The sequence below is a fragment of the Marinomonas gallaica genome (assembly GCF_049821165.1).
In the GTDB taxonomy this organism is placed as follows: Bacteria; Pseudomonadota; Gammaproteobacteria; order Pseudomonadales; family Marinomonadaceae; genus Marinomonas; species Marinomonas gallaica.
This window is the reverse complement of sequence record NZ_CP187511.1, coordinates 628563-653973: the sequence shown is the minus strand read 5'-3', so window position 1 is coordinate 653973 and position 25411 is coordinate 628563. Positions and strand designations below refer to the sequence as shown.

Below are 25411 nucleotides of genomic sequence, written 5' to 3'. Positions count from 1 at the left end.
TTATTTAAGTGCGACTTTAATACTGTCTTGGATCGGTGTAGTGGGTCGTCCGATGAGCGTTGAAAGCGTATGGCTGTCGTCAAATAAGCCGCCTTTTGCTGCACCGACATCTGAGTCGGCTAAGATCGTAGCCAGCCCTTCTGGTAAGCCGACGTCTACTAATACTTTCGTGTATTCAGCTTCAGATAAGTTTTGATAAACCACTTCTTTACCACTGATAGACGCCAAGAGAGCGGCGTATTCGGCCAATGTGAATGCCTCATCACCTGCAAGCTCGTACACCTTACCGGCTTGATCTTCCGACGTAATCACGATGGCCGCAGCGTCTGCATAATCTGCACGAGTCGCGGTTGCGTATTGGCCTTCATCGGCGCTGCCTAATACGGCACCATGCTCAAGTGCCATGGCTGCGGAAGCGGTGTAGTTTTCTGAGTACCAACCGTTACGCAGTACAACGTGTGGTATGCCTGATGCTTTTAGAGCCGCTTCGGTTACGCGATGCTCTTCGGCTAATGCTAAAGGCGACGTTTCAGCGTGTAAAATGCTGGTGTAGGCTAACAGCTCAATGGCGGCTTCTTTTGCGGCATCAATTACATTTTGATGTTGCGGAGCACGTTGGCCAACCTCGCTGGATGACACCAAAACCACACGCTTTACGCCGACCATTGCTGCTTTTAATGACGTTGGGTCGGTATAGTCTGCTTTACGAACGATGACGCCAAGTTGGGCTAAATCATCTGCTTTATCTGGGCTACGAACGGCGGCAACGATGCCATCGGCCGCGATTCCGCGAGCTAATAAACCTGTAATAACTAATTTACCCAATTGGCCTGTTGCACCGGTTACTAAAATCATACTGCACTCCTGTTCATTGGTTAGTGTCTGAATATAGGTTAGACTTAAAACTTACTTTTAGTAAGTACGCACAAAAAGGTAAGTATGAAAAAAATTACTGATGTGAGTTCCGATGCCATGGCGATCAAATTTGATCGTGGTGATGTGTTCTCAAATAAATGTCCATCCCGAGAAGTGCTGCGACACGTGACTGGCCGCTGGGGGATGTTGGTGTTTTTGGCTTTACGTGATGGTGAAGCAAAGCGTTTCAGTCATTTGCGTCGCACCATTCAAGGTGTGAGTGAAAAGATGCTCGCGCAGACGCTGCAACAGCTGGAGGCTGATGGCTTTGTAACACGTATTGTGTACCCGGTTGTACCGCCCCATGTGGAATACCAACTGACGCCACTAGGGATAGAGTTTGGGCAAAAAGTGATTGATCTAATTGGATGGTTGGAAGATAACTTAATGGGGATTTTGAATAATCGCCAGCAAGCTTAGGTAAAAAGCGGATTTTTGTAAAAGTAATAAGCCCTCACGGCCTTTGAAGAGCTTATTACGCTATTACTGTGTATCAAATTTAACTATTGTAACGATATGTGAGCACTCACTATCTACACGGTTTCGGTACTATGAGTATTTATGCAACGTGGCAATGGCAAATGCAGCGAGATCGGTGTAAATATCAAAATGAAAGTCGATGTCTTTGTATTGGGTTTCACGACCTTTGCCTGTCAGTACTAAAACTGGCGCGCAGCCACGTGCCTTGCCTGCCTCTAGGTCTCGCAATGAATCGCCGACCATAATGGCAGGGGTGTCATTAAAACTAACCCCAAGTTTCGCTTCAATGGTTTCAATCATACCGCTCTTTGGTTTACGGCATTCACAGGCATCATCTGGCCCGTGGGGGCAATATTCTATGCCTTCCACTTGGCCGCCTTCGGCCTCTAATAAGTCCAGCATTTTGTCATGCATCGCATGCAATGTCGCTTCGTCATAGTAACCACGGGCAATACCAGATTGGTTGGTTGCGATAAAAATTTGAAAACCTGCTTTGCTAAGTGCTGCCATGGCTTTGATGCTACCGGATAGAGGGATCCATTCATCGACGGATTTCACATACGCATCCGAATCTTGGTTAATGACGCCATCGCGATCAAGAATGATAATAGGCTTGTTATTGGCCATAATTGTGTCTGCCTCAGATAAATGAACGGTATTAGATGGTAGTATAATGGTTTCAGGTTGGCTTAGGTTGAGTTTTCACGTGAAACACTTTTTTGTTTCCGCCAGTTTGCCAAGAACCAATAGTTAGTGAATTTACTAAGTGGGTGTTATGTCCGATCAAGTTTCCTCTTCGCCAATGACGAAATTAATTACCATCATTGGCAAGCTTCCGCTTCCATTTGTTCGTTGTGCAGGACGCATTTTCGGCTTATTAAGCCTTCGTTTTGATCGTCGTACACGCCGTGCTATTGATCGAAACTTAGAACTTTGCTTACCCCACATGGACAAAGAGCAACGTACGCGTTTACGCAATCGTCGTTTACAACACATGGGCCAAACTTTCGCTGAAATGGGCCATCTGTGGACACGTGATGTGAAGTTTATATTGAATCAGTGTTATGACGGAGAAGGCGCTCAAGCTCTCAAAGAAGCGGTAGAAGGCAAAGGCGGGGTTATTCTTTTAGCGCCGCACTTAGGGAACTGGGAAGCCGTAAACGTCTATATCAGCTCTATCCGTCCGATGACGGCCATGTACCGTCCTTATAAAGACGAGGCTTTGGATGCGTTTATTCTTAAGGCCCGCAACCGCGCAGGTGGTGAGCTGGTGCCAACGAATCGCCGTGGTGTAATGCAAATTGTGAAAACACTTAACGCAGATGGTGTGGTTGGGATGTTACCTGATCAAGTGCCACAAAAAGGCAGTGGCGAGTTTGCTCCATTCTTTGGTCACCAAGCCTATACCATGACATTAGCAAGCCAACTTGCGCAGAAGACCAACGCGAAAGCATTTGTTGTAGGCTGCATTCAAACAAAAAAAGGCTTTGAAATGACGGCGCTAGAAGTGGATCCACGCTTCTATGACGCGGATGTAAGCACATCTCTTGAAGGCATGAATACGACGATTGAGCAACTTGTTAAACGTGCACCAAGCCAGTACCAATGGGAATACAAACGCTTTAAGATTCAGCCGCACGATGCACTGAATCCTTACAAAGAGCACGATCAACAATAAATCGGTAAGTTATATCCGTAAAAATGGGGCTTTTTACGCCCCATTTTTTATTGCTCAGCAATGTGTGAGAAAAGCGTTTGCCGGCACACAGTCGCGAGATCGCTTGGTGCTAAACCAATATCAAACCCTCGCTTACCGCCACTGACATACATTTTATTTAAAACCTGAGCGCTGTCATCAATGACCGTTATAAGGGCTTTTTTCTGCCCTATGGGGCTGATGCCTCCGACAATATACCCGGTCAGACGTTCTGCCTCTTTTGGTTCAGTCATGCGTAGCTTCTTCACTTTCAGTGCTGCTGCGGTACGCTTCAAATTCAGTTTTCCTGTCACTGGCACGATGGCAACAAACACGTCTTTGTCATCTGTGACCAGCAACGTCTTGAATACTTCTTCTTGTGCCAGTCCAAGTTTGCTGGCCGCCTCTTCACCAAAATTTTGGCAATTCGGGTCATGCTCGTATTCATGCTGCGTGAAAGCAATCTTACGTTTCTTCAATGTTTGAGTCGCAGGTGTCATGGGACTATTTCCTTATATTGCTTACTTCTGCCAAAACATAGGCGTGAATAATACCAATAAGGTGAACACTTCTAAACGCCCTAGTAACATCGCAAAACACAGCATCCATTTAGATGGATCATTGATTGAAGCGAAGTTAGCCGCGACTTCACCCAAACCTGGACCTAAGTTGTTAAGCGTTGCGGCCACAGCCGACCACGCGGTGACTTGGTCGATACCCGTAGCCATCAAGCCAATCATTAACATGACATAGACCAATAAGTAAGCGGAGAAGAATCCCCATACCGCAGACACCACACGTTCTTGAATCGCTTTACCACCGACTTTGATAGGAATGACAGCATTCGGATGGACTAGACGTTGAATCTCACGAAAGCCCTGCTTAAGAATCAGTAGAATACGGATAACTTTCATACCACCACCAGTGGAGCTCGCACAGCCGCCAGCAAAGGATGTGACGATTAACAAGAACGGCAGGAAGTGAGGCCACACGGAGAAGTCTGATGTACTAAAACCAGATGTCGTAGCAATCGACACACTTTCAAATACGGCGTAGCGGAGCGAGGTTTGCCAATCGAACGTCGCAGTAAGAATCAATACCAGCGTTGCTAACGAAATGGTTGATAGCAACATAAAGAAAAAGAAGCGCGCTTCCGGATCTTTAAAGTAATGCCACACACTGCGTGTACGCCATGCATAGAAATGCAAGGCAAAGTTCAACGCCGATATCACCATGAAAACCGTACAGATGATTTCAATGGTGACGCTGTTGAAGTATCCAATGCTGGCATCATGGGTTGAGAATCCGCCGATTGCGACGGTAGAGAAGCTGTGACACAACGCATCAAAAAATGTCATGCCTGCGGCCCAGTAACCCAGAGTACAGGCGAGTGTCAGAGTGGCATAAATGTACCAAAGAGCTTTGGCGGTTTCAGCGATACGAGGCGTCAATTTAGAATCTTTAACGGGCCCTGGGGTTTCGGCACGATACAACTGCATTCCCCCAACACCAAGCATTGGCATGATCGCAACGGCTAGCACAATGATACCCATACCACCTAACCACTGTAGCCATTGGCGGTAAAACAGTATCGACTCTGGCAGATTATCAATGGACGTTAGAATGGTCGCACCCGTGGTTGTCAAACCGGACAGGGATTCAAACAAAGAGTCGGTAAATGTTAGATGTGGTTCCGTGGCAAGTAAGAAAGGCACCGCACCAAACAATCCCAGTGTTGACCAAAACAAAACGGTCACTAAGAAGCCATCGCGTATTTTTAAGTCTCCACGATGATTACGAAACGGAAACCAAATCACCAAGCCGCCAATTAAGTTGATGACCAAGGCATAAAGAAACGCGAGTATTGCGCCATCTTGATAAATTAAAGAGACAGCAATCGGAGGTAACAGCGTTAAGCTGAAGATCATAATGAGCAAACCGATAACGCGTAGGATTACCTGAATATGCATGCAGTAGCCTTGTTAAAAATGTCCCACGCAAGCGTGGGACAATCATCAAATGAGTAGTGTTTAAAAGAAACTTAATCCAACTTGGAACAGCTGCTCGACTGCAGGAATCTGCTTTTTGTTGGAGACGAAAATAATCAAGTGGTCTTCTGCTTGGATCACCACTTCACCGGTAGCGAGTATTACCTCATCACCCCGAACAATCGCTCCGATGGTGGCACCTTCTGGCAAATTGATATTAGCAATGGAACGCCCCACTACTTTTGAAGAACGGTAATCCCCATGAGCCACCGCCTCTAATGCTTCCGCAGCCCCTTTACGCATGGTATGAACGTTGACCACGTCACCACGACGAATATAGGTCAGCAGCGAGCTGATGGTCGTGTGCTGTGGTGATATAGCAATGTCGATCATGCCTTCTTGAACAATATCGACATACGCTGGGTTATTAATAATGGTCATTACCGTACGTACTCCCAATACCTTAGCCAACATAGACGACATGATATTGGCTTCGTCGTTGTTAGTGATGGCACAGAACACATCCGTTGACTCGATGTTCTCTTCTAATAATAGCTCTTGCTTCGACGCGTCACCGTTTAACACGATGGTGTTATCTAGGTTTTCAGATAAGTAGCGGCAGCGCTCAGGGTCGCGTTCGATGATCTTAACGCGGTATTCTTTCTCAAGGCTCTGCGCCAAGCGTTCGCCAATGTTACCGCCACCGGCAATGATGATGCGACGATAAGGCGTATCCAGTGGACGTAGCTCGCTCATCACATCGAGCACATCCCGTTGCGCAGCAAGGAAGAACACCTCATCGTTCGCATGGATATGGGTGTTACCGTCTGGTTTAATCGATTGGCCATTACGATAGATTGCCGCAATTCGTGTCTGAATTGATGGCATGTGCTCACGTAAGAAACTGATCGGTCGATCAATCAGTGGTCCACCCTTTTCGGCTTTTACCACTACCAGCTGAACTTTGCCTTCGGCAAATTCCATGACCTGCAAGGCGCCTGGATAACGAATCAAACGGCTTAAATGCTTGGTCACTTCCTTTTCTGGACTGATGCGTACGTCCATCGGTAGTGCGGTATCTGCAAAAATCTTAGGGTATTTAGAATAAGCGTTAGAACGAATTCGGCCGATTTTGGTTGGCGTCTTGAATAAGGTATAAGCCACCTGACAGGCGATCATGTTGGTTTCGTCTTGGTTACTCACGGCGATAAGCATGTCGGCATCATTACAGCCGGCTTGATCTAATACATCGGGATGAGATCCACTGCCTTGGATCGTTTGAATATCCAGTCGATCTTGCAGTTCTCGCAAACGGTTCAGATCGGTATCGATTACTGTAATATCGTTGTCTTCATTTGCTAAGTTCTCAGCAAGCGTCGCACCAACTTGGCCAGCGCCAATAATTATGATCTTCATGGATCGCCTTAGAGCCTATTTCGCTCATCGCATTGTAAAAAGAACCGGCCTCAAACGGTTTGAGGTGATAGGACTCATTCTAAACTTGAATGCCTAAAGTTTTAATGGTGTTTGTGTGAATAATGCGCATATATTTTCATAAGGTATGAACCATACTCCTCATTAAGGAAGAGTATGGTAACAGGAACCGTATGGTGTGCTGCTTAATGCTTTTGTAATAAGCAGTAGTAAAAGCCGTCTTGTCCATCGACCGTTGGAAACACTTGGACGCCGTGTGAGACAGGTTTACCAAATGCCAGTGTCTGATCTGGGGCCAACTGATTCAGCGGACATTCACTGGCATCCCATTGGCGGTTAAGAAACGCGGCCATTTGTTGCTCATTTTCTTCTGGCATTAAAGAGCATGTTGCATAAAGCATGTAGCCGCCCTGCTTTAACGTTTGCCACGTCGCGTCTAATATCGCCGCTTGAATCTCAACCAAATCATCTATGTCATCTGGTTTACGGTTGATCTTGATATCTGGATTACGGCGAATCACACCCGTTGCAGAGCATGGCGCATCCAATAGAATCTTATCGAACGCTTGCTTGTTCCACCATTGCGCTGGCTGGCTGGCATCACCGCAGATCAGTTCTGCTGACACGCCAAGACGTTCTAAGTTTGATTCAATACGAGTCAAACGCCAAGGTTCTAACTCCACTGCCGTCAGCTCGATGTTTGGTTGTTTTTCTAACAGATGACCCGTTTTGCCACCGGGTGCTGCGCACGCATCTAGAATGCGTTCGCCTGCTTGAGGGGCAAGTAAGCTTGCGGCTAACTGTGCGGATTCATCTTGAACACTCACGTCGCCTTGATCAAAATTGGGTAACATAAATACTGGAACAGCTGACTCTAGGTACAAACCTGATGCTGAAAAAGCTGTTTCACGTGAAACAGTATCCTGTTCTAACAGCATTGATTGGTATGTTTCACGTGAAACACGTGACTCGTTCACGCGAATACACATTGGCGGATGAGTGTTGGTGGCCTCGACGATTTGCTCGAACGACTCAGGCCAATGCTTTTTAAAGCGTTTCACCAACCACTTAGGCATGTTGAACTCTACCGACGGCTGCTTGGTGAGGTTTGCTAAAATTGCATCACGATCACGTTGGTAACGACGAAGTACGGCGTTCATTAACTTCGTTGCCCACTCTTTATCAAGTTGGCGGCACAGCTCTACCGACTCGTTTACTGCAGCATGGTCCGGAGTGCTCATGTGGTCGATTTGATACAGGCCCATCAATAAGGCGGCATACAAATCAAAATCCTTTTCTTCAAACGGCTTGCTGAGCAGGCTAAGTGCAATACTGTTTAGTTGCGGATAATAACGGCAGACACCAAAACAAAGTTCTTTTGTTAAACCTTGTTCATCATAGTCCACCTCGCCAATTTGTTTGCCAATCTGTGTCGATAAAGAACCACGTTGCAGTAGTACTTGCTCGAGGATTTTGGCGCTGATTAAACGAGCGGATTGACTCATTCTTGGCTCCCCAGTGTTTTGCCTAATTGCAGTTGCTCTTTGAATTTACCGTTCAGTGCATCTTGAACGGACATGCGCTTACCGCCAGGGAACTGCAGTTCAGTAATCAAAATAGAGCCTTTGCCAGTAGCAACGACGATACCCTCTTTGCTGACCATCGTGATTTCACCACATTCGAAATCTTGATCTTGTGTGTCTAGTAAGCGTGCCGCGTGAATTTTCATTACCCCAGATGGCGTTTGTGTATAGGCACCTGGCCATGGTAATAGACCACGAATTCGACGACTGATGATCGACGCATCCAAACTCCAATTGACTTCCCCTTCTTGCTTGGTGAGCTTCTCTGCGTAACAAGTTAGGTCTTCGTTTTGTTTTTCCGGTTTGGCATGGCCATGACGAATGGCTTCAAGACCGTCGATCAAAGCATCGCCACCGAGTAGCGCTAGACGATCGTGTAAGCTGCCAGACGTGTCTTCAGGTTTAATGTCACATTCTTTCTTGAGCAACATATCACCGGTATCTAAGCCTACGTCCATTTGCATGATCGTGATGCCAGTTATACTGTCACCCGCAATGACAGCACGATGAATCGGTGCTGCACCACGCCAACGTGGTAATAAAGAAGCGTGAACATTAATACAACCAAGCTTGGGCGTATCCAACACGGTCTTAGGTAAAATTAAACCATAAGCTGCCACAATCATGATGTCGGCATCAAGTTTGGCAAGTGTCTTACGGTCCGCTTCGTCTTTAAAGTTCAGCGGTTGATAGACTGGAATATCGTGCTCTAGCGCCAATTGTTTTACTGGGCTGGCAACGAGCTTTTGACCGCGTCCAGCTGGACGATCAGGTTGGGTGTAAACGGCCACAACATCGTAATGGTTAACGGCTTGTTTATCTAATACCGCTTGAAGGCTGGACGCTGCAAAGTCTGGTGTGCCAGCAAAAATGATACGCAGCGGAGTATTTGGGTTTAGCTGAGTTGAGTCGGTCATAGTGTGGTTCTTGTCTCATGTAACAAAAAAATCAGGCCGAAGCCTGATTTTTCATGAAGGATCATGTGCGGCACTGTACAAGTTCAAACAACGTTGAATAGAACGAATGCGCTTCTAACTGTTAATTATGCACGCTGCTTTTGTGCTTTCAGTAATTTGGTTTTGATACGATTCCGCTTTAGCGGAGAAAGGTAATCTACCATTAGCTTACCATCTAAGTGATCAATCTCGTGTTGAACACAGACCGCCATCAATTCATCCGTTTCCATTTCAAACGCTTTGCCGTAGCGATCTAAGGCTTTTACTTTTACTTTCGCTGCACGGTAAATGTGCTCGTAGTAACCTGGTACGGACAGGCAACCTTCTTGGAATTCGTTGGGTTCCTCATCTAACACCTCAAACTCAGGGTTAACGAAGACAATGGGATCGTCGCGCTCTTCAGAGAAGTCCATCACGACAATACGGTAATGGAAATCAACTTGCGTCGCCGCAAGGCCGACACCATTCTCATCGTACATGGTGTCTAACATATCATCGATCGTCGCTTGTAACGCATCGGTGAACTCTGTAACAGGTTCAGCAACTTTGCGTAAGCGCGGATCTGGATACTCTAAAACGGGTAATACTGCCATATGGTTTTCCAGTCACTCATCAGTTCTTTGTTCTACTAAAACATCGGGTTTAGCAGGATGAATTTCAATAACCCTATTGTAACTCATTAATCACAAAATGCGTGTATGAAGCTGGCTAAATTTTGTGCAATATGGTTAAATGCGTCGCAATTTTTTAGCGTATTTACAGTGCTTTTTCGATTCAAACCACTATTTTATCCCGATGCTTGCAAAGGATTGCCGCATGAATATTGTTCACAATGGTTTTACGCAACGTGACTGGATGGCTCTAAGCTTCATCCCTGGAGTCGGTCCTAACCGTCTTGCCCATCTCTGGACCTATCTTGATGCATGGGCGTCAGAAGACACGGATTCAGGTGACTTATTCGAAGATCCTACAACGGTTCATCGTAACGCTGCGCAATCGGTTGATTATCACGTTCTACGTGCTTTAAATTGGTCTGACAACACCGCTCGTGCAGCGATGCTCTATCTGAAAACAGGTAAACTCCCCTACGATGCCGAAGAGCGTTTTGACGTAACCGAACGCTGGTTGGCACAATCCAATCAGTCCATTGTATTTCGCGACGATATGAACTATCCCCACCTATTGCAGACCATTGCTGTACCGCCAACGTTTTTCTATGCGCAGGGCAATACTCAATCTTGGGCTAAGCCCTGTATTGGTGTGGTGGGGGCACGTAACGCATCTGGCTACGGCAAGAAAATCGCAGAGCAATGGGGGTTGGAGTTATCTGAGCGTGGTTATTGTGTTTGCAGTGGTGGCGCAAAAGGCATTGACGCCCACGCTCATCAAGGCGCACTTAACGCGCAAGCGGAAACAATCGTAGTCATGGGAACGGGGCTCTTTAACCTGTACCCACGCCAAAATCAAAAACTGTTTGAGCGTGTTCTAGATAATGCAGGTGTGTTGATTAGCGAGTACCCACTGACCACCAGCCCTAGACCGCAATTGTTCCCGCCGCGTAATCGTATTATCAGTGGTATGAGTCATGGTGTGTTGGTGGTTGAAGCCTCCGAAAAAAGTGGCTCTTTAATCAGTGCTCGCTATGCGTTGGAAGAAAACCGTGAGGTGTTTGCGGTACCTGGCCGTGTGGGCGATCCGCAAGCCTCTGGAACAAACCATCTGATTCGCCAAGGCGCTACTCTAGTGCGCTCCGTTGATGACATCGTCGCGGAAATGCCGCGAGAGCTTCGTGAGCAGCCATCGGTGCCAACGTTGATAGATTTTGACGTGGTTGATGCTTCGAACCTTTCTTCTCATGCTGCGGGGTTGTTAACCGTCCTGAGTACAGAGCGTATCAGTTTTGACTTTGATGCATTGGTTCGCCGAACAGGATTAGGGGCGGCGGATTTATCGCAGACCTTGATGGAATTGGAGTTGTCCGGAATGGTGGTGAACACTCAGGGGCAATATCAGTTTGCCCCGTAGTGTTTCAAGAGTTCGTTCTCAGAGTTCGATACTCAGTCAGAACTGAAAATATCACGCTTTAATTGCTGGATGTCACGGCGCTCTTTCTTGTTTGGACGATGATCGGCCATGATCCGCCCGCCAAACGATTTATGCTCGACCGCTCGACGCTCCCGTTTTTCAATAGACTCTGCGGTTTCGCTGTAAAGTAATTGCGCTTCTGGTGCGCCCCGACGTTGCTCACTCAGGCCTTTAATTTCAACGGTCATTTCGTCCCAGCCTTTACGGATAGTGACCAGTGCGCCGAGCTCAACATTGCGAGAGGCTTTACCTTTAGAGCCGTTGTACATGACTTTGCCGCCGTCTACGGCTTCTTTACACAGCGAGCGAGTTTTGTAAAAACGTGCCGCCCAAAGCCATTTATCTAATCTTACTGCTTGTGATTGCTGATGTTTTTCTGCTTTACTCATGCTTTTCTGCTTTACTTATTAAAGTGGACACACGAATGATGAAACGAAAGAATTAGTACCATTATGATGGATGTAAGTCGTCACCCTAGTTTTAAGGCACTGCAAGACATAATACACAATGCCGCCGATGCGATCATGGAGATTTATCAGAAAGCCGACCTAGGGGTCGAGCACAAGTCTGATGATAGCCCTGTCACGTCTGCCGACATTGCCGCTAACCGTATTATTATGGCAGGCTTGGCATCGTTTACCCCAGAGATTCCGATCTTGTCGGAAGAAGCTGTGGTGACCTTTGAAGAGCGTAAAGATTGGCAACAGCTTTGGGTCGTTGATCCACTTGATGGTACCAAAGAGTTTATCAAACGCAATGGCGAGTTCAGTATTAACATCGCGCTGGTGGTGGGTGGCGAACCGATCTTAGGCATTGTTTATTTACCGACTACGGGTGAAGGCTACTTCGGCGTGACGCAAACATGGCATGAGATTGAACCGTGTGCGATCAAATGGCACGGTGAGGCATTTGAATCGATTTCTGTGCGTGAGCCGCGTGAGCCGCTGGTCGCCATGACCAGTCGTAGTCATGGTCCTGCCCTGCCCGACGATTTAAAAGACACGCTTAAAGCGTCTTACGAGCAAGTTCGTGAATTGCCCAAAGGCAGTTCGATTAAAGGTTGTCGTATTGCTGAAGGTATTGCAGATTTACACCTACGTCGTGGCCCAACCAGTGAGTGGGATACCGCAGCGCAACAAGCGATTATCGAAGCCGCCGGCGGTCAGCTGGTTGCACCAAGCGGCAAACCGTTCCGTTATAATCAGCGTGAGTCATTACTCAATGGGCACTTTATCGTAGCAGGGCCTGAGATCACGCCCGTGATTTTGGATTGGTACGAGCAAAACGAAGACGAGTGAGACTATTTTAAATAGATTCACTCGGGTATCTTGGTTAGTTAACGTGTTAGCGGCTTCCCGGTAAGGGATGATTCTTGATTGAGACGTTGCAGAATACGCGCTCGGGCGCGCTTCACAAACTCCTCTCTTAAGGGGGCTGTAATGGAGCGCGCGACTGATACGGTTCCTACAAGCGATACAACTGTTTCTTCCGCTAAGCTCTGGGCGTTATCTGTGCCCCGTTTAGTTAAAATAGTGGCCAGTCGGGTGACTAAATTTTCAAAACAATCCTGATAGGTCTGACGCACCTTCTCGTCTTTATGAGCTGCGTCGGTGACTAAAAACTCTAATGGCGAGGGTTTATTTGTATCAGGTCGGCTCCAGCTCAAATAACGTGTAATGAGTGCTTTTAAGTGAGTGTCTTTCGCTTCGCTACCTTTCTCAGACCGTGCCCAAAAGCTTTTCGCAGTCGCAAACTTCAATGCGGCTTCGTACAAAGAGCTTTTACCAGAAAAGTGCGCATAGAACGCCCCGTGGGTCATATTGGCTTGTTTCATAATTTGACTTAGCGTGACACGATCAAATCCTTTTGAACAAAATAGCAACGCCGCAGCTTGCAAAATACGCTGGCGCGATTGTTCTTTGTGCTGTGGCGAATAAGACATATCACTCTCCATAAAATATTATCTTGATCATATATAGATCAACTTTAGCATAAGGGTTTTCAACCATGCGCAAATAAATGTGGAGAACACTATGTTAACCAGCCAACGCTATGTCATCACAGGAATGGGAATCGTCTCACCATTAGGAATCGGCGTCGATGCGGTCTGGCAGCGAATGATTCATGGAGAGTCCGGGGTGCGAACTCTACCGACCGAATTATCAGAAGGGTTAACCACACATATTGCTGGGCAAGTCCCAAGCCATGAGCAATTGGAAAATGGTTTAAATCAAGACGATTATCTGTCTCCAAAGGAACGTAAACGAGTTGATCTGTTTACTTTATTTGCCATTGCGGCGGCGCAAGAGGCACTTGATCAAGCCAATTGGAAACCGGAAAGCGCAGCAGACCAACAAGCAACGGCCACCATCATTGCCACCGGTATCGGTGGTTTGCCGACTATTACCCATGCAGAAAGCGTGCGCAAAGCCCAAGGTGCTAAGCGTTTGTCGCCGTTTACTGTTCCGGCATTCTTAGCCAATTTGGCGGCTGGCAATGTATCCATTCGCTATGGCTTTAAAGGCCCCTTGGGCACGCCTGTCACCGCTTGCGCAGCGGGCATTCAGGCGATTGGCGATGCCGTACGTTTACTCAAAACAGGTGAAGCGAAAGTGGCGTTAGCGGGAGGTACGGAAGCCTGTATTGATCCACTCTCGCTGGCCGGTTTTGGCGCCTTGAAAGCCTTGTCCAAACGCAACGATGCGCCCGAGCAAGCTTCTCGCCCATTTGATGCGGACCGCGAAGGTTTTGTAATGGGCGAAGGCGCAGGGTTAGTGGTCATTGAGACCTTAGAGCATGCGCTAGAGCGCGGGGCAAAACCGCTTGCTGAAATTGTTGGTTATGGCACCAGTAGCGATGCTTATCATCTCACAGCTGGGCCAGAGTCTGGAGAAGGCGCAGCCAGAGCCATGCAGCAGGCTATCAACATGGCCGGCATTCGCGCCTCAGATATCGGATATGTGAACGCTCATGCTACCTCAACCCCAGTCGGCGATCGGGGTGAAATCAACGCCCTACGCACCGTCTTTGGCGAGGCTGTCACAGAGGTGGCCATTTCCTCGACCAAGTCTGCAACAGGACATTTATTAGGCGCAGCAGGCGGCGTGGAAACGATTTTTAGTGTTCAGGCTCTGCGTACCGATACCCTACCCGCCACGCTTAACTTGCATCAACCCGAAGACAGCATGGCCGATTTGGATCTCATTCCTCTCATAGCACGCGAGCAAGCGGTGGAGTATGTATTGTGTAACGGCTTTGGTTTTGGTGGCGTGAATGCGGCATTGCTATTAAAACGCTATCGTGAATGAGGTGAGAAGCGCGTTTATTTAAATAGTGAAGCCGTCATCTCCTGTATTAAAAAAGCCCCTTAGGGATCAATCTAAGGGGCTTTTTAACGTCGCGAGAGTCGTTGTTAACTGCCGCTAATCCATGAGTTTATTTGGCAACCACGTCACAAGCTCTGGGTTGAACATCACGATCAATAGCACCAAAAGCTTAATCAAGACGAAGGGTGTGACCGAGCGGTAGATGTCGAGCATGGTGATCCCCGGTGGAGCGATCCCCTTTAGGTAGAACAACGCGAAACCGTAAGGCGGTGTTTGTACCGCGATTTCGATGTTCAGAATCATTAAGATACCAAACCAGATTGGGTCAAAGCCAAGCGATACGGCAATCGGTGTGAAGATCGGTGCACACATCAAAACGATGATGAATTCATCAATGATGAACCCCAGCAGCAGCATGATCAGTTGGAACAACAAAATGACCATCATTGGCGGTAAGCCAAGATCTTGAGTGAAGCCCGCCACCATGTTTTGCACACCCATCAATAGATGGAAGTTACTGAACACCGTAGCACCAAAGATGATCCACATGGCGACGCTGACAAGAACCGCGGCACGTAGCCCTGCACTTCGTACCATTTTAGGCTTAAAGCGCTTAAAGAAAATTGCCAGAATGATGGCGCCCACAACACCAATGGCGCCTGACTCAGTTGGCGTCGCGATACCCATGATGATGCTGCCTAAAACCGCAACGATCAGCAGCAGTGACAAGCCGCCATCACGGGCCGTTAGTAGCTTCTCTTTGGTGGTTTGTGGCACGTCCGGTACTTTGTCTAACGGTGCTTTCTTCGGGTTCATCTTACAAGAGATCACCACGTACGTGATCAGTAGCACAATGGTAATCAATGCTGGAATCAACGCACCGATGAACATACGGCCGACAGAGTTCTGCGTCGATGACGCGAACATGATCATTGGAATGCTGGGTGGAATCAAAATACCCAACCCACCACCGGCCATGATAACGCCCAGTGCTAAGCGTTTATCGTAACCACGCTCAAGCATAGGACGCAGTGCAATACTGCCAGAGGTCATGATACCTGCGCCGATGATACCCACCATGGCACCAATCATGGAACATACGATGATGACACTGATCGCCAATGAACCACGGACTTTACCAATCAACATTTGGCTGGCACTGAACATGGCATCGCCAATACCAGAGCGTGTTAGCAGTTGCCCCATGTAGATATACAAAGGAATGGCTAACAGAATAAAGCTGAAGTAGGTGCCTTCAAGCGTGGTGGGAATCACGTTAAATAACGCATCGCCCCATGTAATGTAGCCAACACCCATGGCAATGCCACCTAGCGCTAGACCGACTGGTGCCCCAAGGGCAAACGTCACTAAGATACAGACCAGTAGGACGCCGGTTAATACTTCGATACTCATCATTATGCGTCGTCCTCGTCGTCAACATTCAGCTCAGGTAATAAGCGTTTACCAGTAAACAGATGCACAGCATCGTCCAACCAATCGCTTGATAATTGCGCTATCAACAGGCTGCTGGCAATGCAGATCATGACCCAGAAATGGTGCATGTGTGGGGCCCACTCACTCTGACGGCGGTAGTTAAATTCAATGGCTTCTTCAAACTTACCCACGCTCATTTTGAAAACGATCACTAAGAAAAAGATGCCTAATGCAAAGGAAAACAAGTTAAACAAGCTGCGAATGCGTGGGGGAACTTTGTTGTACAGGATGTCGACGTTGATATGGCCACGGCGCTGTTGTGCGTAGGCACCCCCTAGCGCAGCAATGTAACCGAACATAAACAATGATAAGTCATAAGCCCAGATTGTCGGCTTATTCAGGAAGTAGCGAGAAAATACTTCGAAAGCTACGACAAACGCCAAGGCAGGCATGACATAAGAAACGGATTTGCCTACGAATTCCACCACTCGGCGGACCGCATGACAATATAGCCTCATCGCAGTCAATAACATGGAAATGTACCTCGAGATTTAAACAAAAAAAGGCGAGCGTGGAGACGCTCGCCTTTGGAGGGGGTATAGATTATTTCTGTTCTGCGCGTAACACGTCGATTAGACGCTTGCTGTATGGATCCGCGGCAGCGTATTCGTCCCAAAGACCGGCACCGGCTTCAGCCCAAGCTTTTTTATCAGCTTCGCTTGGTGCTGGAGACCATTTCAGACCTTTAGCTTCCATTTCAGCAACGGCTTCAGCTTCCCATTGCTTAGATTTAGTTAGCTGTTCTTCTGCATGTGTTTTTGTCGCTGCACGAACTTCTTCTTTTTGCTCGTCCGTTAGTTTATTCCATGCATTACGGTTAACAACGATTGGCAGTACTTGCGCGCCAGCTAGAGGCAGTTTGTACATGTACTTCGCAACTTCAACGTGGTTACCGTCACGGTGATCGATCATGTTAGAACCGATAGACCCATCGATTACGCCCGTTGAAAGAGACGTATAAATTTCAGACCAAGCTAGAGAGACAGGTGAAGCGCCTAGATTACGAAGGAACTTGCCGTATGCGCCTGGTGCGCGGATTTTTAAGCCTTTGAAGTCTTCAATCGAGTTGATTGGCTCTTTGGTGATAATGTAAACCGGTGGCTGAATGTACGGGTCAAGCCATACTAGACCTTGAGAACCGTACGCTTCGGTTAGGATTTCGCCCCAACCTTTGTCGTAAAACAGTTCATGCAATTTGTCTGTATCATCAGTACCACCTGGTAGACCGATCTCTACAACCCCTGCAGGTAATTCACCCGCGTGCATCGATTGGAACGGTGCGCCCATCGTTACAAGGCCAGATTTTACTGCGCCAAGAATACCGGTTGTACCGACACCTTCACCCGAGTAAAGAACTTGTACTTTTACTGCGCCATCGGTATTGGTTTCGATATTCTTTGCTAAGTTTTCGTAGATTTCACCGAACGCTGTGCCGCGACCGTATAGGTTGGCGAAACGCCAGTTGTAATCAGCTGCATGAGCTGAAGTTGCTACTGCGCCAGCGCCTAAAGCGACAGCAAGAGAACTCGCGACTAAATGTTTTTTTACTTTTTGTAGTGTTTTTAACATGAGTAACCTCTTGATAAAGAGTTGCTAGATTTAGCCATGTCCTCCCCGACGATGGCGGCTTTTACGGATATTTTCAAAAAGCTTGCACAAATTAAACCATACAAAACCTACCTAAAGTTTTGTTGTGACCAAACAATAGAACGTATTTTAAAAGTCTTTATAAATCAGATGTATAGTTGGTTTAGATTCGTGCGTGTGCCCTATATTAGGGCTCAAATAGTGTCACAATTATGACGCGCCCATGATGATCTAGTAATTTGATTATTAAAGCATTTTCAAAAAATTACGGTGGTTTTTGTTGATCAATAAATGCCCAACAATCAGAGTGTATTATAATGCACTCTTATGGTGCAATTAAGGCGATGATTAGACCGTAAAAAAGGGGAAGCGATGCTTCCCCTTTTTCTCAAACTAATTCTAAAAAATGAATGACTATCTAATTTCAAATTGCGCAATTTGTTGGGTTAAGCTGGAAACATGACCATGGATGTCTTGGCCGGATGCTTTGATATTTTGCGTCGCATGGTAGTTATGTTCGATGCTTTGAGCAATATCATCCATATCTTTGGCCATGGTCTGTGTCGTCAGTACAACTTCTTGAATCGAAGCAGAAATCGATTGTGTCCGCTCTGCAGCATCTAAGGTTAACGCTTCCACTTCTTTGATGGTAAAGACAGCCGTTTCGCCTTTCTCTTTTCCAGCGGCGACTTGTTCTAAGCTGGACGCCATGGCCGCGATAACATTTTGGGTTTCTCGCTGAATGCCTTCAATTTTGCTGGTGATACTGCTGGTGGCTTGAACGGTTTGCTCGGCTAAGGTTCGGACTTCGTCTGCGACCACCGCAAAGCCTCGGCCTGCTTCTCCGGCACGTGCGGCTTCGATGGCTGCGTTCAGAGCGAGTAAGTTAGTTTGCTCTGCAACGCCCACGATTAGGTCGATCACAGAGTCAATTTCTTTGGAGCGCTCACCGAGCTGCGACACACTGACATGGGTTTGTTCAATGGAAGAGGCAACCGCTTGAATGGCGTCAATCGCATCACCAATCACACGCGCCCCGGTTTGAGCTGAGTTGTAGGCATCGTTAGTGGCCGCATTGACCTGTTGTGTCATATTGCCGACATCCGCAGATGTGTGAGAGATTTCTTCAGTCGCAGCAGCCAAAGTATTACTACGGTCGCGAATCTGCTCACTGCCAGACACGATCGTAATCGCATCCTCGCTTAATTGGTCGGCGGTGCTGACCAACGCTTGATTGCTATTGCGTAATTGGCTGACCAGAAGACTGAGGTTGTCCGTCATTTCATTCGAGGTCATTAAAATCTGATCGAATTCATCGTTTGGATTCATCGTGTTGTTGTCATGGCGAACCAGTTTGCCGGCCGCCACTTCTTGTAAGCGTTTCAAGATGGTTTGGATTTTTTGATTTAAGCTGTAAATCACCGTCGCAATGATGGCACCGATGAGTAACGTAAGGACGATGCCACCAATGATCAAATTACGGCGCGCATTTGTGGCTGTAACATTGGCTTGCAGCTGTGCTTGTTCTAATAAAGGTGATTTCAGGTACTCTGTCGTATTGTTCAAGGTTTGTGAGTTTTGCTCGCGAGCCTGATTCAGCGCTTGTTTGATTTGTTTGCGCGACAAAGCGTAATTCGCAACGGGTTGAGCGGCCGTGCGATAGGCGTCTAACAATGGATTAAATACATCGCCAAAGCCAATCTCATTCACTTGTGTAACCAGCCCATCTAAAGACTCAAACCATATGACTTGGTTGGCCTGTGTTGGGTAGGCTAAAAAGTCCTTTTCTTTGGTGCGCACTTCTTTAAATGTGGCCGCAAAGCTGGCCAACATTGCGAGGTTTTCCTCAGCGGTCGCTGCGGCTTGGTTTAGAGCCAATAACGCACCACTTTGATTATCTGTACCCAGTTTTTGAGTGGTCTCTAAATAGCGTTGTAAGCGATCAAAGTAGTTTGGAAGGTTTTGCTCAAGTGTCCGCACATTTTGTTTCGCTTGCTCATCTAGGAAAGGATTCGCCAGTACTTGTTGCAGAGCGTCTTCTTCGATAAGACTGTCGAGTTCTTGAAAGAGTTTGGCAATGTCTTCTTGCTTAGGTGTATCCGCATGGCGTTCGAATTTGAGCAGCGTGATTTCCAGATTACTCAGCTGAGCATAGGAATCGGCAATACTATTGGCTTTTAGCCCAGCTTGTTGCATCTGCTGAAAATTCATCACAGCGTATAAGCCAAACCCAGCAAAACCGATACATACGAAAAGCAAAATAGCGATCAGCTTTTGTCGAACAGAAAGTTTTAAGGACACAAAAACTCCTAAGTCAAAGGAAATGAGAAGAGCATAAATTAACGCATAAATATGAACAGTACATTTAAAAAAAGCCCGAGCAAGTGCGCGGGCTAATAAAAAGTACAAAGATTCTCAAAATAAGAAGCATTGAGAGGGCTTCTTAAGAGCTACCAGCGCTAATTAACAAGGGTGATGCCATTACTCAACACTGATAGCTCCACATTAGAGAAGCTCACTAGGGAGTGAAACGCTGTTGTCTAAACCTAAAGTTAGGTGTTGACCAAACAAACCTAGGGATCACAATGAATTGGCCATGTGGAATGCTATAAAGATCGGATATACTGAGTAACATTAGACATCTAGCTGAGTTGTTAGGGGGCATGATGAGCGTGAAAAATTACTCGCTTGGTCAAGTAGGCGACTACGAAATCAAGCAACTGAAAGTCTTTAAAACAGTCGTAGACTGCGGTGGGTTTTCAGCGGCGGAGACCATGTTAAATATTGGCCGCTCTACGATCAGCCTGCATATTTCAAACCTTGAGTCTCGTTTGAACCTAACCCTCTGTAAGCGTGGTCGTGGTGGCTTCTCGTTGACCGAAGAAGGTGAAATCATTTACCGCATGACCGAAACCTTACTGGAATCGTTAGATGCGTTTCGTATTACCGTGAACAACCTCAATGCCAGCTTGACGGGCCGTTTGCGGATTGCGCTGTCAGACTCGGTGAGTCTGGATCCGCGTTGCCGTTTTCCTGAGTTGATTCGTGAGTTCACCGACCGTGCACCGGAGGTGACGCTCGAAACCAACATCACTTCGATGGCTAAAATTGAGCGTACTATTTTAAACGATGGCGCAGACGTGGGGTTTATTCCCTATCACCGTAAACTTGATGGCCTTGAGTACATCCATTTATACAGTGAGCCCTGCTATATCTATGTGGCCAAAACGCATCCATTGGCGCTGTTATCAGAGCAAGAGCAAATCGATTCTGTTGATAGCTTTCCCGCCACACATGCGGGCTTGAAGCCTCATGAAGGGGCAAGTGAGCAGATATCTAACATGACTTTATCTGCAATCTCATATTTTTACGACACGCGTTTAGCGCTTATTTTGTCCGGGCGATACATTGGCTTTTTACCCGAAACTTACGCGGCGGAGTATCTAAAACGTGGTGATATTGTTGCTGTTGCCACATCTCAGCGTTTTTATAACCTCGGCATGGCCGCTATCTACAAGAAAACCGCCCAGCCTAATAAGCCTAGAGAATTGTTTTTAGACGTGATTAGAGCGTACTTTGGACAAGGTGAAATGGGGGCCGCACCTTATTAGGATTAGGCTCAGTGTAACCACATGATCATCTTCTAAATCGCTAATACTGCATTTAATTTTCGAAGTCATTGGCGTTTTTTAAAGTGGGTTAATGGTACTGTCAATGAAACATCCACACAGGAGCTAGAACCATGGCTGGTACAAATTTACTCGCGTTGATTGATGACATCGCTACCCTACTGGACGACATTGCGTTGATGTCTAAGGTGGCCGCTAAGAAAACCGGTGCAGTGCTCGGTGATGATCTAGCACTGAACGCTCAGCAAGTTACAGGTGTCAGCGCTGACCGAGAGCTACCAGTAGTTTGGGCCGTTGCCAAAGGCTCTTTTATTAATAAACTGATTCTAGTGCCGCTCGCTTTACTGATTTCAGCCTTTGCGCCGTGGCTCATTACACCGTTGTTAATGATTGGAGGCTTGTATCTTTGTTTTGAAGGCTTCGAAAAGGTTCTGCACAGCTTAACGCATAAAAAAGAGCACAGTGACCAGTTAAATCTACCAGAGGGTACAGATTTGGTGGCCTACGAGAAAAATAAAATCAAAGGCGCCATCCGCACTGATTTTATACTCTCAGCAGAAATCGTCGTTATTGCCTTAGGTACGGTTCAAAGCGCTGCGTTTATTAGCCAAGTCTTAGTGGTTTCCCTTATAGCCTTTGTTATGACCGCCGGTGTGTATGCTCTGGTTGCTGGGATCGTTAAGCTCGATGATCTAGGACTTTATCTAAGAAAAAAATACCCAGATGGCTTACTAAACACTCTGGGGATGGGGCTCGTAACCTTCGCACCTAAGCTAATGAAAACACTTTCTGTGGTGGGCACCTTCGCCATGTTCTTAGTCGGTGGTGGCATCATTGCTCACGCCTTACCACACTGGGAAGCTCCGCTGTCATCCTTACCACCCGCACTCGAAGCCATTGTATCTGGACTTATCCCGATGCTGATTAATTTAGGGATTGGTGTATTGGCAGGCGCATTCGTTTACCTTGTCTTGCAGTACGTAGCTGGCCCCGTACTATCTAAAATACGCCCTTAAGTTGCCAGAAATGGTTATTCCGTCGCTAAGAAAACAAATACCCATCAAAATCCGGCGCTTCGGTGTCAGACAGTTCAAACAGGGTTCGCTTGACGTTCTCTAGGTGTTGCCACATCGCATCACGCGCGCCTTCAGCACTGCGTTTGCGCAGTTGCATCAATACTTTTTCGTGATCTTTTAGCCATTGGCCGTGATAGGACGACTCAGGGATACGAGCATGCAGTTGCTGCCACATGGGGTTGTTGTCGCGCATGTCCCAAAGACGCAGTACATTATCGACCAATAACGTGTTTTGCGTGGCTTGGGCGACCAATAAATGAAACTCACGATCGGCGGCATTCGCTTTTTCAACGTTTTGCATTTCGGCTTCTTCAAGGTCTAATGTGTCTTGCAGTCGCTGTAAATCTGCTTTTGTCACTGTCAATGCTGCACAGGCGGCCACGGCGCTCTCAATCACTTGCCTTGCTTGAAGCAATTCGAAAGGGCCGACATCTGATACTTGTCGGTCAGGGCGATCAAATGGGCGAGCTTTTAGGTAGCTGCCAGAGCCTTTTTTGACTTCAATGAGCTCTTCAATTTCAAGCATGATGAATGCTTCACGCACCAACGTTCGGCTCACACCAAACAGCTCTGCGTAGACTCGCTCTGTCGGAAGCTTATCGCCAATACCCATGTCTGATTTGAGTATTTCTTGTTTAATCTTCTCACCAATTTCTTTGTAAAGACGTTCTGCCATGATTTCTACTGATTAGATGGTTACAAAAGTGGTATGCCATATTTACGCACTTCCTCGAAAAAGTCGATAGGAAGTCGCGATCTTGTCCGGTTACAGCGAAAAATGGTATGCCAATAGTGCAAGAATGCTTGTTTGTGGTTGAAAATTAGGCTAGTTTTAGCCTCGTAATCCATTTTTTGGTATGCCAAAAAAATAATAAGTTAGGTTTGTCAGTATGAAAATTCGATCTGCAAAAGTGATTGTGACCTGCCCCGGACGCAATATGGTTACGCTTAAAATTGAAACCGATGAAGGCGTATATGGTATTGGTGATGCGACGCTTAACGGCCGCGAGAAAGCGGTGGTAGCGTATCTAGAAGACCATGTTATCCCAACGCTCATTGGTAAAGATCCGCAGCGTATCGAAGATACTTGGCAGTACTTATACCGCGGTGCTTACTGGCGTCGCGGTCCTGTGACCATGACCGCTATTGCAGCCGTCGATGTGGCCCTGTGGGACATCAAAGCAAAAATGGCAAACATGCCTTTGTACCAATTGCTCGGTGGTAAAAGCCGTGAAAAAGTGATGGTCTATGGTCATGCGACCGGTTTAGACATCGACTCTTGTTTAGAAGAAGTGCAAAAGCATGTCGACCTAGGCTATAAAGCCGTACGTGTGCAATGTGGCATCCCTGGCGTACCGACTACTTATGGCGTCGCTAAAGAAGCGGGTAAGCCTTACGAGCCAGCCGACTCTGATCTGCCCGCTGAGCATGTTTGGTCGACGGAAAAATATCTCAACCACGTGCCAAAGTTATTTGAAGCAGTACGCAATCAATTCGGTGAAGACTTGCATATTTTGCACGACGCACACCATCGTTTAACGCCGATTCAAGCGGCGCGTCTTGGCAAAGAAGTGGAACCTTACCACTTATTTTGGTTGGAAGACTGTACCCCTGCCGAGCATCAAGCGTCTTATGAAATCATTCGTCAGCACACCACTACTCCATTGGCAATTGGTGAGGTCTTTAGCTCATTGCACGATTGCCAAGAGCTGATTCAGAAGCAATTAATTGACTACATTCGCGCCACCATTACACATGCTGGTGGTATTACAAACGTGCGTCGTATTGCGGATTTTGCAGCGCTGTACCATGTGAAAACAGGTTTCCATGGCGCGACAGATTTATCGCCTGTCTGCATGGGCGCGGCGCTGCATTTTGATACGTGGGTACCGAATTTTGGTATTCAAGAACACATGCCGCACACCGCTGAAACGGATGCTGTGTTCCCACATGCCTACGAATTTAAAGACGGCTTCTTCACTCCGGGCGAAGTGCCTGGGCACGGTGTTGACATCGATGAAGAACTGGCCGCGAAATACCCTTATAAACCTGCTTATCTTCCAGTGAATCGCTTGGAAGATGGCACCCTGTGGAACTGGTAACCCTATGAAAGCTTTCCAAGTTAAAAACGTTAACGAATACAACCTAATCGACACCGAGATGCCAGAAGTGGCGGCCGGTGAAGTGATGATTAAAACATCGTTCGCAGGGATTTGTGGTTCCGACTTGCACATCATTCATGGTCAAAACCCATTCGTACAGTTCCCCCGTGTCACAGGCCATGAATTCTCTGGCGTGGTAACGGCGCTGGCGGACGATGTCGAAGGTTTAGCCGTCGGTGATCGCGTGTGCGTTGACCCCGTTATTAGTTGTGGCACCTGTTACCCTTGCCGCGCTGGACGCCATAACGTGTGTATGAACATGCAAGTATTTGGTGTGCACCGTAACGGCGGCTTTAGCCAGTTTACCAGTGCGCCAGCGTCCAATGTGATTAAACTGCCAGACAACGTCACGCTAGAACAAGCCGCGTTGGTCGAGCCGTATTCCATTGCGATGAATGTGTTATCGCGTATGAACCCAATTGATGGGGATACGCTATTGATTTATGGCGCGGGCGTGATTGGTCTGACCATCGTGCAAGTCGCTAAAGCGATTGGCATTGAGCGAATTATCGTGACGGACATCGTTGCGGAGCGTTTAGAAACCGCCAAAGCATTGGGCGCAACCGATACGATCAATAGCCGCGAGCAAAACGTCGAAGACACCGTACGTGAATGGACAAATGGCGAAGGCGTACCTTTGATCGCAGATGCGGCGTGCATTCCTGCCCTATTGCCTGAAATTTTGCGCATTGCCTGTCCTGCGGGCCGTGTTGGTCTATTGGGCTTTAGTTCTGCACCCAGTGATCTGTCGCAAATCGAAGTGATTAAGAAAGAGCTCACACTGGTTGGCTCTCGCTTAAATAATCGCCGATTCCCACAAGTGCTGGAATTGATTGCGTCTGGTCAACTGGACCCACTGAAATTAATCAGTCACCGTGTTGCCTTGAATGAAATGCCGGATGGCATCCAGTTAATGGAAAAACACCCAGAGATTACCCGCAAAGTGCTCGTCACTATGGGTGAGTATTGAGAATACGCCTTAAAAAGACACCAGAAAAAG

The 25411-nt window shown here is 47.2% G+C and carries 24 protein-coding genes; 9 read left to right on the top strand and 15 right to left on the bottom strand.

Annotation, left to right across the window (positions count from 1 at the left end; all coding sequences use genetic code 11):
- Complete coding sequence (locus ACPUEK_RS03065; RefSeq protein WP_425642299.1) at positions 1-855, bottom strand: SDR family oxidoreductase; 855 nt, start codon at positions 853-855, stop codon at positions 1-3.
- An 84-nt stretch (positions 856-939) separates the two neighbouring features.
- Between ACPUEK_RS03065 and ACPUEK_RS03060 the strand changes: the two genes are divergently transcribed.
- Complete coding sequence (locus ACPUEK_RS03060) at positions 940-1335, top strand: winged helix-turn-helix transcriptional regulator (protein WP_425642298.1); 396 nt, start codon at positions 940-942, stop codon at positions 1333-1335.
- A gap of 129 nt (positions 1336-1464) precedes the next feature.
- On the opposite strand, the gene gmhB is transcribed toward ACPUEK_RS03060, so the two are convergent.
- Positions 1465-2022, bottom strand: a complete 558-nt coding sequence (gene gmhB / locus ACPUEK_RS03055) for a D-glycero-beta-D-manno-heptose 1,7-bisphosphate 7-phosphatase (protein ID WP_425642297.1) — start codon at positions 2020-2022, stop codon at positions 1465-1467.
- A 148-nt stretch (positions 2023-2170) separates the two neighbouring features.
- On the opposite strand from gmhB, the gene ACPUEK_RS03050 reads away from it, so the two are divergent.
- Positions 2171-3073 (top strand): lysophospholipid acyltransferase family protein, encoded by a 903-nt coding sequence (locus tag ACPUEK_RS03050; protein WP_425642296.1) that lies wholly within the window; start codon positions 2171-2173, stop codon positions 3071-3073.
- Between the two features lie 47 nt (positions 3074-3120).
- Here the strand turns inward: ACPUEK_RS03050 and ybaK are convergent, their stop codons facing one another.
- From ybaK to def, 6 genes are all read right to left on the bottom strand, one after another.
- Complete coding sequence (gene ybaK, locus ACPUEK_RS03045; protein ID WP_067035452.1) at positions 3121-3591, bottom strand: Cys-tRNA(Pro) deacylase; 471 nt, start codon at positions 3589-3591, stop codon at positions 3121-3123.
- Between the two features lie 21 nt (positions 3592-3612).
- Positions 3613-5061: a TrkH family potassium uptake protein gene (locus ACPUEK_RS03040; protein WP_417507349.1), complete on the bottom strand. Its 1449-nt coding sequence runs from the start codon at positions 5059-5061 to the stop codon at positions 3613-3615.
- 60 nt (positions 5062-5121) lie between these two features.
- The gene (gene trkA, locus ACPUEK_RS03035; protein WP_425642295.1) at positions 5122-6495 is read right to left on the bottom strand and encodes a Trk system potassium transporter TrkA; all 1374 of its coding nucleotides are present in this window, start codon (positions 6493-6495) and stop codon (positions 5122-5124) included.
- Between the two features lie 203 nt (positions 6496-6698).
- Positions 6699-8018, bottom strand: coding sequence for a 16S rRNA (cytosine(967)-C(5))-methyltransferase RsmB (gene rsmB / locus ACPUEK_RS03030; RefSeq protein ID WP_425642294.1), 1320 nt, complete (start codon positions 8016-8018; stop codon positions 6699-6701).
- On the bottom strand, positions 8015-9013 hold the full coding sequence (fmt, locus tag ACPUEK_RS03025; protein ID WP_067035440.1) for a methionyl-tRNA formyltransferase: 999 nt from the start codon (positions 9011-9013) through the stop codon (positions 8015-8017). Before fmt ends, rsmB begins: the two co-directional genes overlap by 4 nt.
- Positions 9014-9138: 125 nt before the next feature.
- Positions 9139-9645, bottom strand: a complete 507-nt coding sequence (gene def, locus ACPUEK_RS03020) for a peptide deformylase (protein WP_067035437.1) — start codon at positions 9643-9645, stop codon at positions 9139-9141.
- Positions 9646-9868: 223 nt separating this feature from the next.
- Between def and dprA the strand changes: the two genes are divergently transcribed.
- On the top strand, positions 9869-11077 hold the full coding sequence (gene dprA, locus ACPUEK_RS03015) for a DNA-processing protein DprA (protein ID WP_425642293.1): 1209 nt from the start codon (positions 9869-9871) through the stop codon (positions 11075-11077).
- Between the two features lie 32 nt (positions 11078-11109).
- Here the strand turns inward: dprA and hslR are convergent, their stop codons facing one another.
- On the bottom strand, positions 11110-11526 hold the full coding sequence (hslR, locus tag ACPUEK_RS03010; RefSeq protein WP_425642292.1) for a ribosome-associated heat shock protein Hsp15: 417 nt from the start codon (positions 11524-11526) through the stop codon (positions 11110-11112).
- 63 nt (positions 11527-11589) lie between these two features.
- Here hslR and cysQ point away from each other — a divergent pair, with 63 nt between their 5' ends.
- Positions 11590-12435 carry a 3'(2'),5'-bisphosphate nucleotidase CysQ gene (gene cysQ / locus ACPUEK_RS03005; protein ID WP_425642291.1) on the top strand — a complete coding sequence of 282 codons (846 nt, stop codon included), beginning with the start codon at positions 11590-11592 and terminating at the stop codon, positions 12433-12435.
- 38 nt (positions 12436-12473) lie between these two features.
- On the opposite strand, the gene ACPUEK_RS03000 is transcribed toward cysQ, so the two are convergent.
- The gene (locus ACPUEK_RS03000; RefSeq protein WP_425642290.1) at positions 12474-13079 is read right to left on the bottom strand and encodes a TetR/AcrR family transcriptional regulator; all 606 of its coding nucleotides are present in this window, start codon (positions 13077-13079) and stop codon (positions 12474-12476) included.
- Positions 13080-13170: 91 nt separating this feature from the next.
- On the opposite strand from ACPUEK_RS03000, the gene fabF reads away from it, so the two are divergent.
- Entirely contained in the window at positions 13171-14445 is a 1275-nt protein-coding gene (fabF, locus tag ACPUEK_RS02995; protein ID WP_425642289.1) for a beta-ketoacyl-ACP synthase II, read from the top strand.
- A 114-nt stretch (positions 14446-14559) separates the two neighbouring features.
- On the opposite strand, the gene ACPUEK_RS02990 is transcribed toward fabF, so the two are convergent.
- The 4 genes from ACPUEK_RS02990 to ACPUEK_RS02975 all read right to left on the bottom strand — a co-directional run bounded on the left by ACPUEK_RS02990 (position 14560) and on the right by ACPUEK_RS02975 (position 19845).
- Positions 14560-15879 (bottom strand): TRAP transporter large permease, encoded by a 1320-nt coding sequence (locus ACPUEK_RS02990; RefSeq protein WP_197467799.1) that lies wholly within the window; start codon positions 15877-15879, stop codon positions 14560-14562.
- Positions 15879-16430, bottom strand: a complete 552-nt coding sequence (locus ACPUEK_RS02985) for a TRAP transporter small permease subunit (protein ID WP_067218990.1) — start codon at positions 16428-16430, stop codon at positions 15879-15881. The genes ACPUEK_RS02990 and ACPUEK_RS02985 overlap by 1 nt, the downstream gene beginning before the upstream one ends.
- Positions 16431-16500: 70 nt before the next feature.
- Positions 16501-17526 (bottom strand): TRAP transporter substrate-binding protein, encoded by a 1026-nt coding sequence (locus tag ACPUEK_RS02980; RefSeq protein ID WP_425642288.1) that lies wholly within the window; start codon positions 17524-17526, stop codon positions 16501-16503.
- Positions 17527-17958: 432 nt separating this feature from the next.
- Positions 17959-19845 (bottom strand): methyl-accepting chemotaxis protein, encoded by a 1887-nt coding sequence (locus ACPUEK_RS02975; protein ID WP_425642287.1) that lies wholly within the window; start codon positions 19843-19845, stop codon positions 17959-17961.
- A 365-nt stretch (positions 19846-20210) separates the two neighbouring features.
- Between ACPUEK_RS02975 and ACPUEK_RS02970 the strand changes: the two genes are divergently transcribed.
- Together ACPUEK_RS02970 and ACPUEK_RS02965 are read left to right on the top strand one after the other, a co-directional pair.
- On the top strand, positions 20211-21155 hold the full coding sequence (locus ACPUEK_RS02970; RefSeq protein WP_067219005.1) for a LysR family transcriptional regulator: 945 nt from the start codon (positions 20211-20213) through the stop codon (positions 21153-21155).
- 131 nt (positions 21156-21286) lie between these two features.
- Entirely contained in the window at positions 21287-22189 is a 903-nt protein-coding gene (locus ACPUEK_RS02965) for a DUF808 domain-containing protein (protein ID WP_425642286.1), read from the top strand.
- 25 nt (positions 22190-22214) lie between these two features.
- Here the strand turns inward: ACPUEK_RS02965 and ACPUEK_RS02960 are convergent, their stop codons facing one another.
- Positions 22215-22925, bottom strand: a complete 711-nt coding sequence (locus ACPUEK_RS02960; protein WP_067035404.1) for an FCD domain-containing protein — start codon at positions 22923-22925, stop codon at positions 22215-22217.
- A 214-nt stretch (positions 22926-23139) separates the two neighbouring features.
- Between ACPUEK_RS02960 and manD the strand changes: the two genes are divergently transcribed.
- Positions 23140-24351 carry a D-mannonate dehydratase ManD gene (gene manD, locus ACPUEK_RS02955; protein ID WP_067035401.1) on the top strand — a complete coding sequence of 404 codons (1212 nt, stop codon included), beginning with the start codon at positions 23140-23142 and terminating at the stop codon, positions 24349-24351.
- Between the two features lie 4 nt (positions 24352-24355).
- The gene (locus ACPUEK_RS02950) at positions 24356-25381 is read left to right on the top strand and encodes a Zn-dependent oxidoreductase (protein WP_425642285.1); all 1026 of its coding nucleotides are present in this window, start codon (positions 24356-24358) and stop codon (positions 25379-25381) included.
- The last annotated feature ends 30 nt before the right edge of the window (positions 25382-25411 follow it).

Bases quoted from the DNA above. Each gene is read 5' to 3' on its own strand.
- ACPUEK_RS02970 (WP_067219005.1), top strand. From the start codon at position 20,211: ATGAGCGTGAAAAATTACTCGCTTGGTCAAGTAGGCGACTACGAAATC.
- ACPUEK_RS02950 (WP_425642285.1), top strand. From the start codon at position 24,356: ATGAAAGCTTTCCAAGTTAAAAACGTTAACGAATACAACCTAATCGAC.
- ACPUEK_RS02990 (WP_197467799.1), bottom strand. From the start codon at position 15,879: ATGATGAGTATCGAAGTATTAACCGGCGTCCTACTGGTCTGTATCTTA.
- trkA (WP_425642295.1), bottom strand. From the start codon at position 6,495: ATGAAGATCATAATTATTGGCGCTGGCCAAGTTGGTGCGACGCTTGCT.
- rsmB (WP_425642294.1), bottom strand. From the start codon at position 8,018: ATGAGTCAATCCGCTCGTTTAATCAGCGCCAAAATCCTCGAGCAAGTA.
- ybaK (WP_067035452.1), bottom strand. From the start codon at position 3,591: ATGACACCTGCGACTCAAACATTGAAGAAACGTAAGATTGCTTTCACG.
- ACPUEK_RS03065 (WP_425642299.1), bottom strand. From the start codon at position 855: ATGATTTTAGTAACCGGTGCAACAGGCCAATTGGGTAAATTAGTTATT.
- hslR (WP_425642292.1), bottom strand. From the start codon at position 11,526: ATGAGTAAAGCAGAAAAACATCAGCAATCACAAGCAGTAAGATTAGAT.
- manD (WP_067035401.1), top strand. From the start codon at position 23,140: ATGAAAATTCGATCTGCAAAAGTGATTGTGACCTGCCCCGGACGCAAT.
- def (WP_067035437.1), bottom strand. From the start codon at position 9,645: ATGGCAGTATTACCCGTTTTAGAGTATCCAGATCCGCGCTTACGCAAA.
- cysQ (WP_425642291.1), top strand. From the start codon at position 11,590: ATGATGGATGTAAGTCGTCACCCTAGTTTTAAGGCACTGCAAGACATA.
- fabF (WP_425642289.1), top strand. From the start codon at position 13,171: ATGTTAACCAGCCAACGCTATGTCATCACAGGAATGGGAATCGTCTCA.
- ACPUEK_RS03040 (WP_417507349.1), bottom strand. From the start codon at position 5,061: ATGCATATTCAGGTAATCCTACGCGTTATCGGTTTGCTCATTATGATC.
- fmt (WP_067035440.1), bottom strand. From the start codon at position 9,013: ATGACCGACTCAACTCAGCTAAACCCAAATACTCCGCTGCGTATCATT.
- ACPUEK_RS02960 (WP_067035404.1), bottom strand. From the start codon at position 22,925: ATGGCAGAACGTCTTTACAAAGAAATTGGTGAGAAGATTAAACAAGAA.
- ACPUEK_RS03060 (WP_425642298.1), top strand. From the start codon at position 940: ATGAAAAAAATTACTGATGTGAGTTCCGATGCCATGGCGATCAAATTT.
- ACPUEK_RS02965 (WP_425642286.1), top strand. From the start codon at position 21,287: ATGGCTGGTACAAATTTACTCGCGTTGATTGATGACATCGCTACCCTA.
- gmhB (WP_425642297.1), bottom strand. From the start codon at position 2,022: ATGGCCAATAACAAGCCTATTATCATTCTTGATCGCGATGGCGTCATT.
- ACPUEK_RS03050 (WP_425642296.1), top strand. From the start codon at position 2,171: ATGTCCGATCAAGTTTCCTCTTCGCCAATGACGAAATTAATTACCATC.
- dprA (WP_425642293.1), top strand. From the start codon at position 9,869: ATGAATATTGTTCACAATGGTTTTACGCAACGTGACTGGATGGCTCTA.
- ACPUEK_RS02980 (WP_425642288.1), bottom strand. From the start codon at position 17,526: ATGTTAAAAACACTACAAAAAGTAAAAAAACATTTAGTCGCGAGTTCT.
- ACPUEK_RS03000 (WP_425642290.1), bottom strand. From the start codon at position 13,079: ATGTCTTATTCGCCACAGCACAAAGAACAATCGCGCCAGCGTATTTTG.
- ACPUEK_RS02985 (WP_067218990.1), bottom strand. From the start codon at position 16,430: ATGTTATTGACTGCGATGAGGCTATATTGTCATGCGGTCCGCCGAGTG.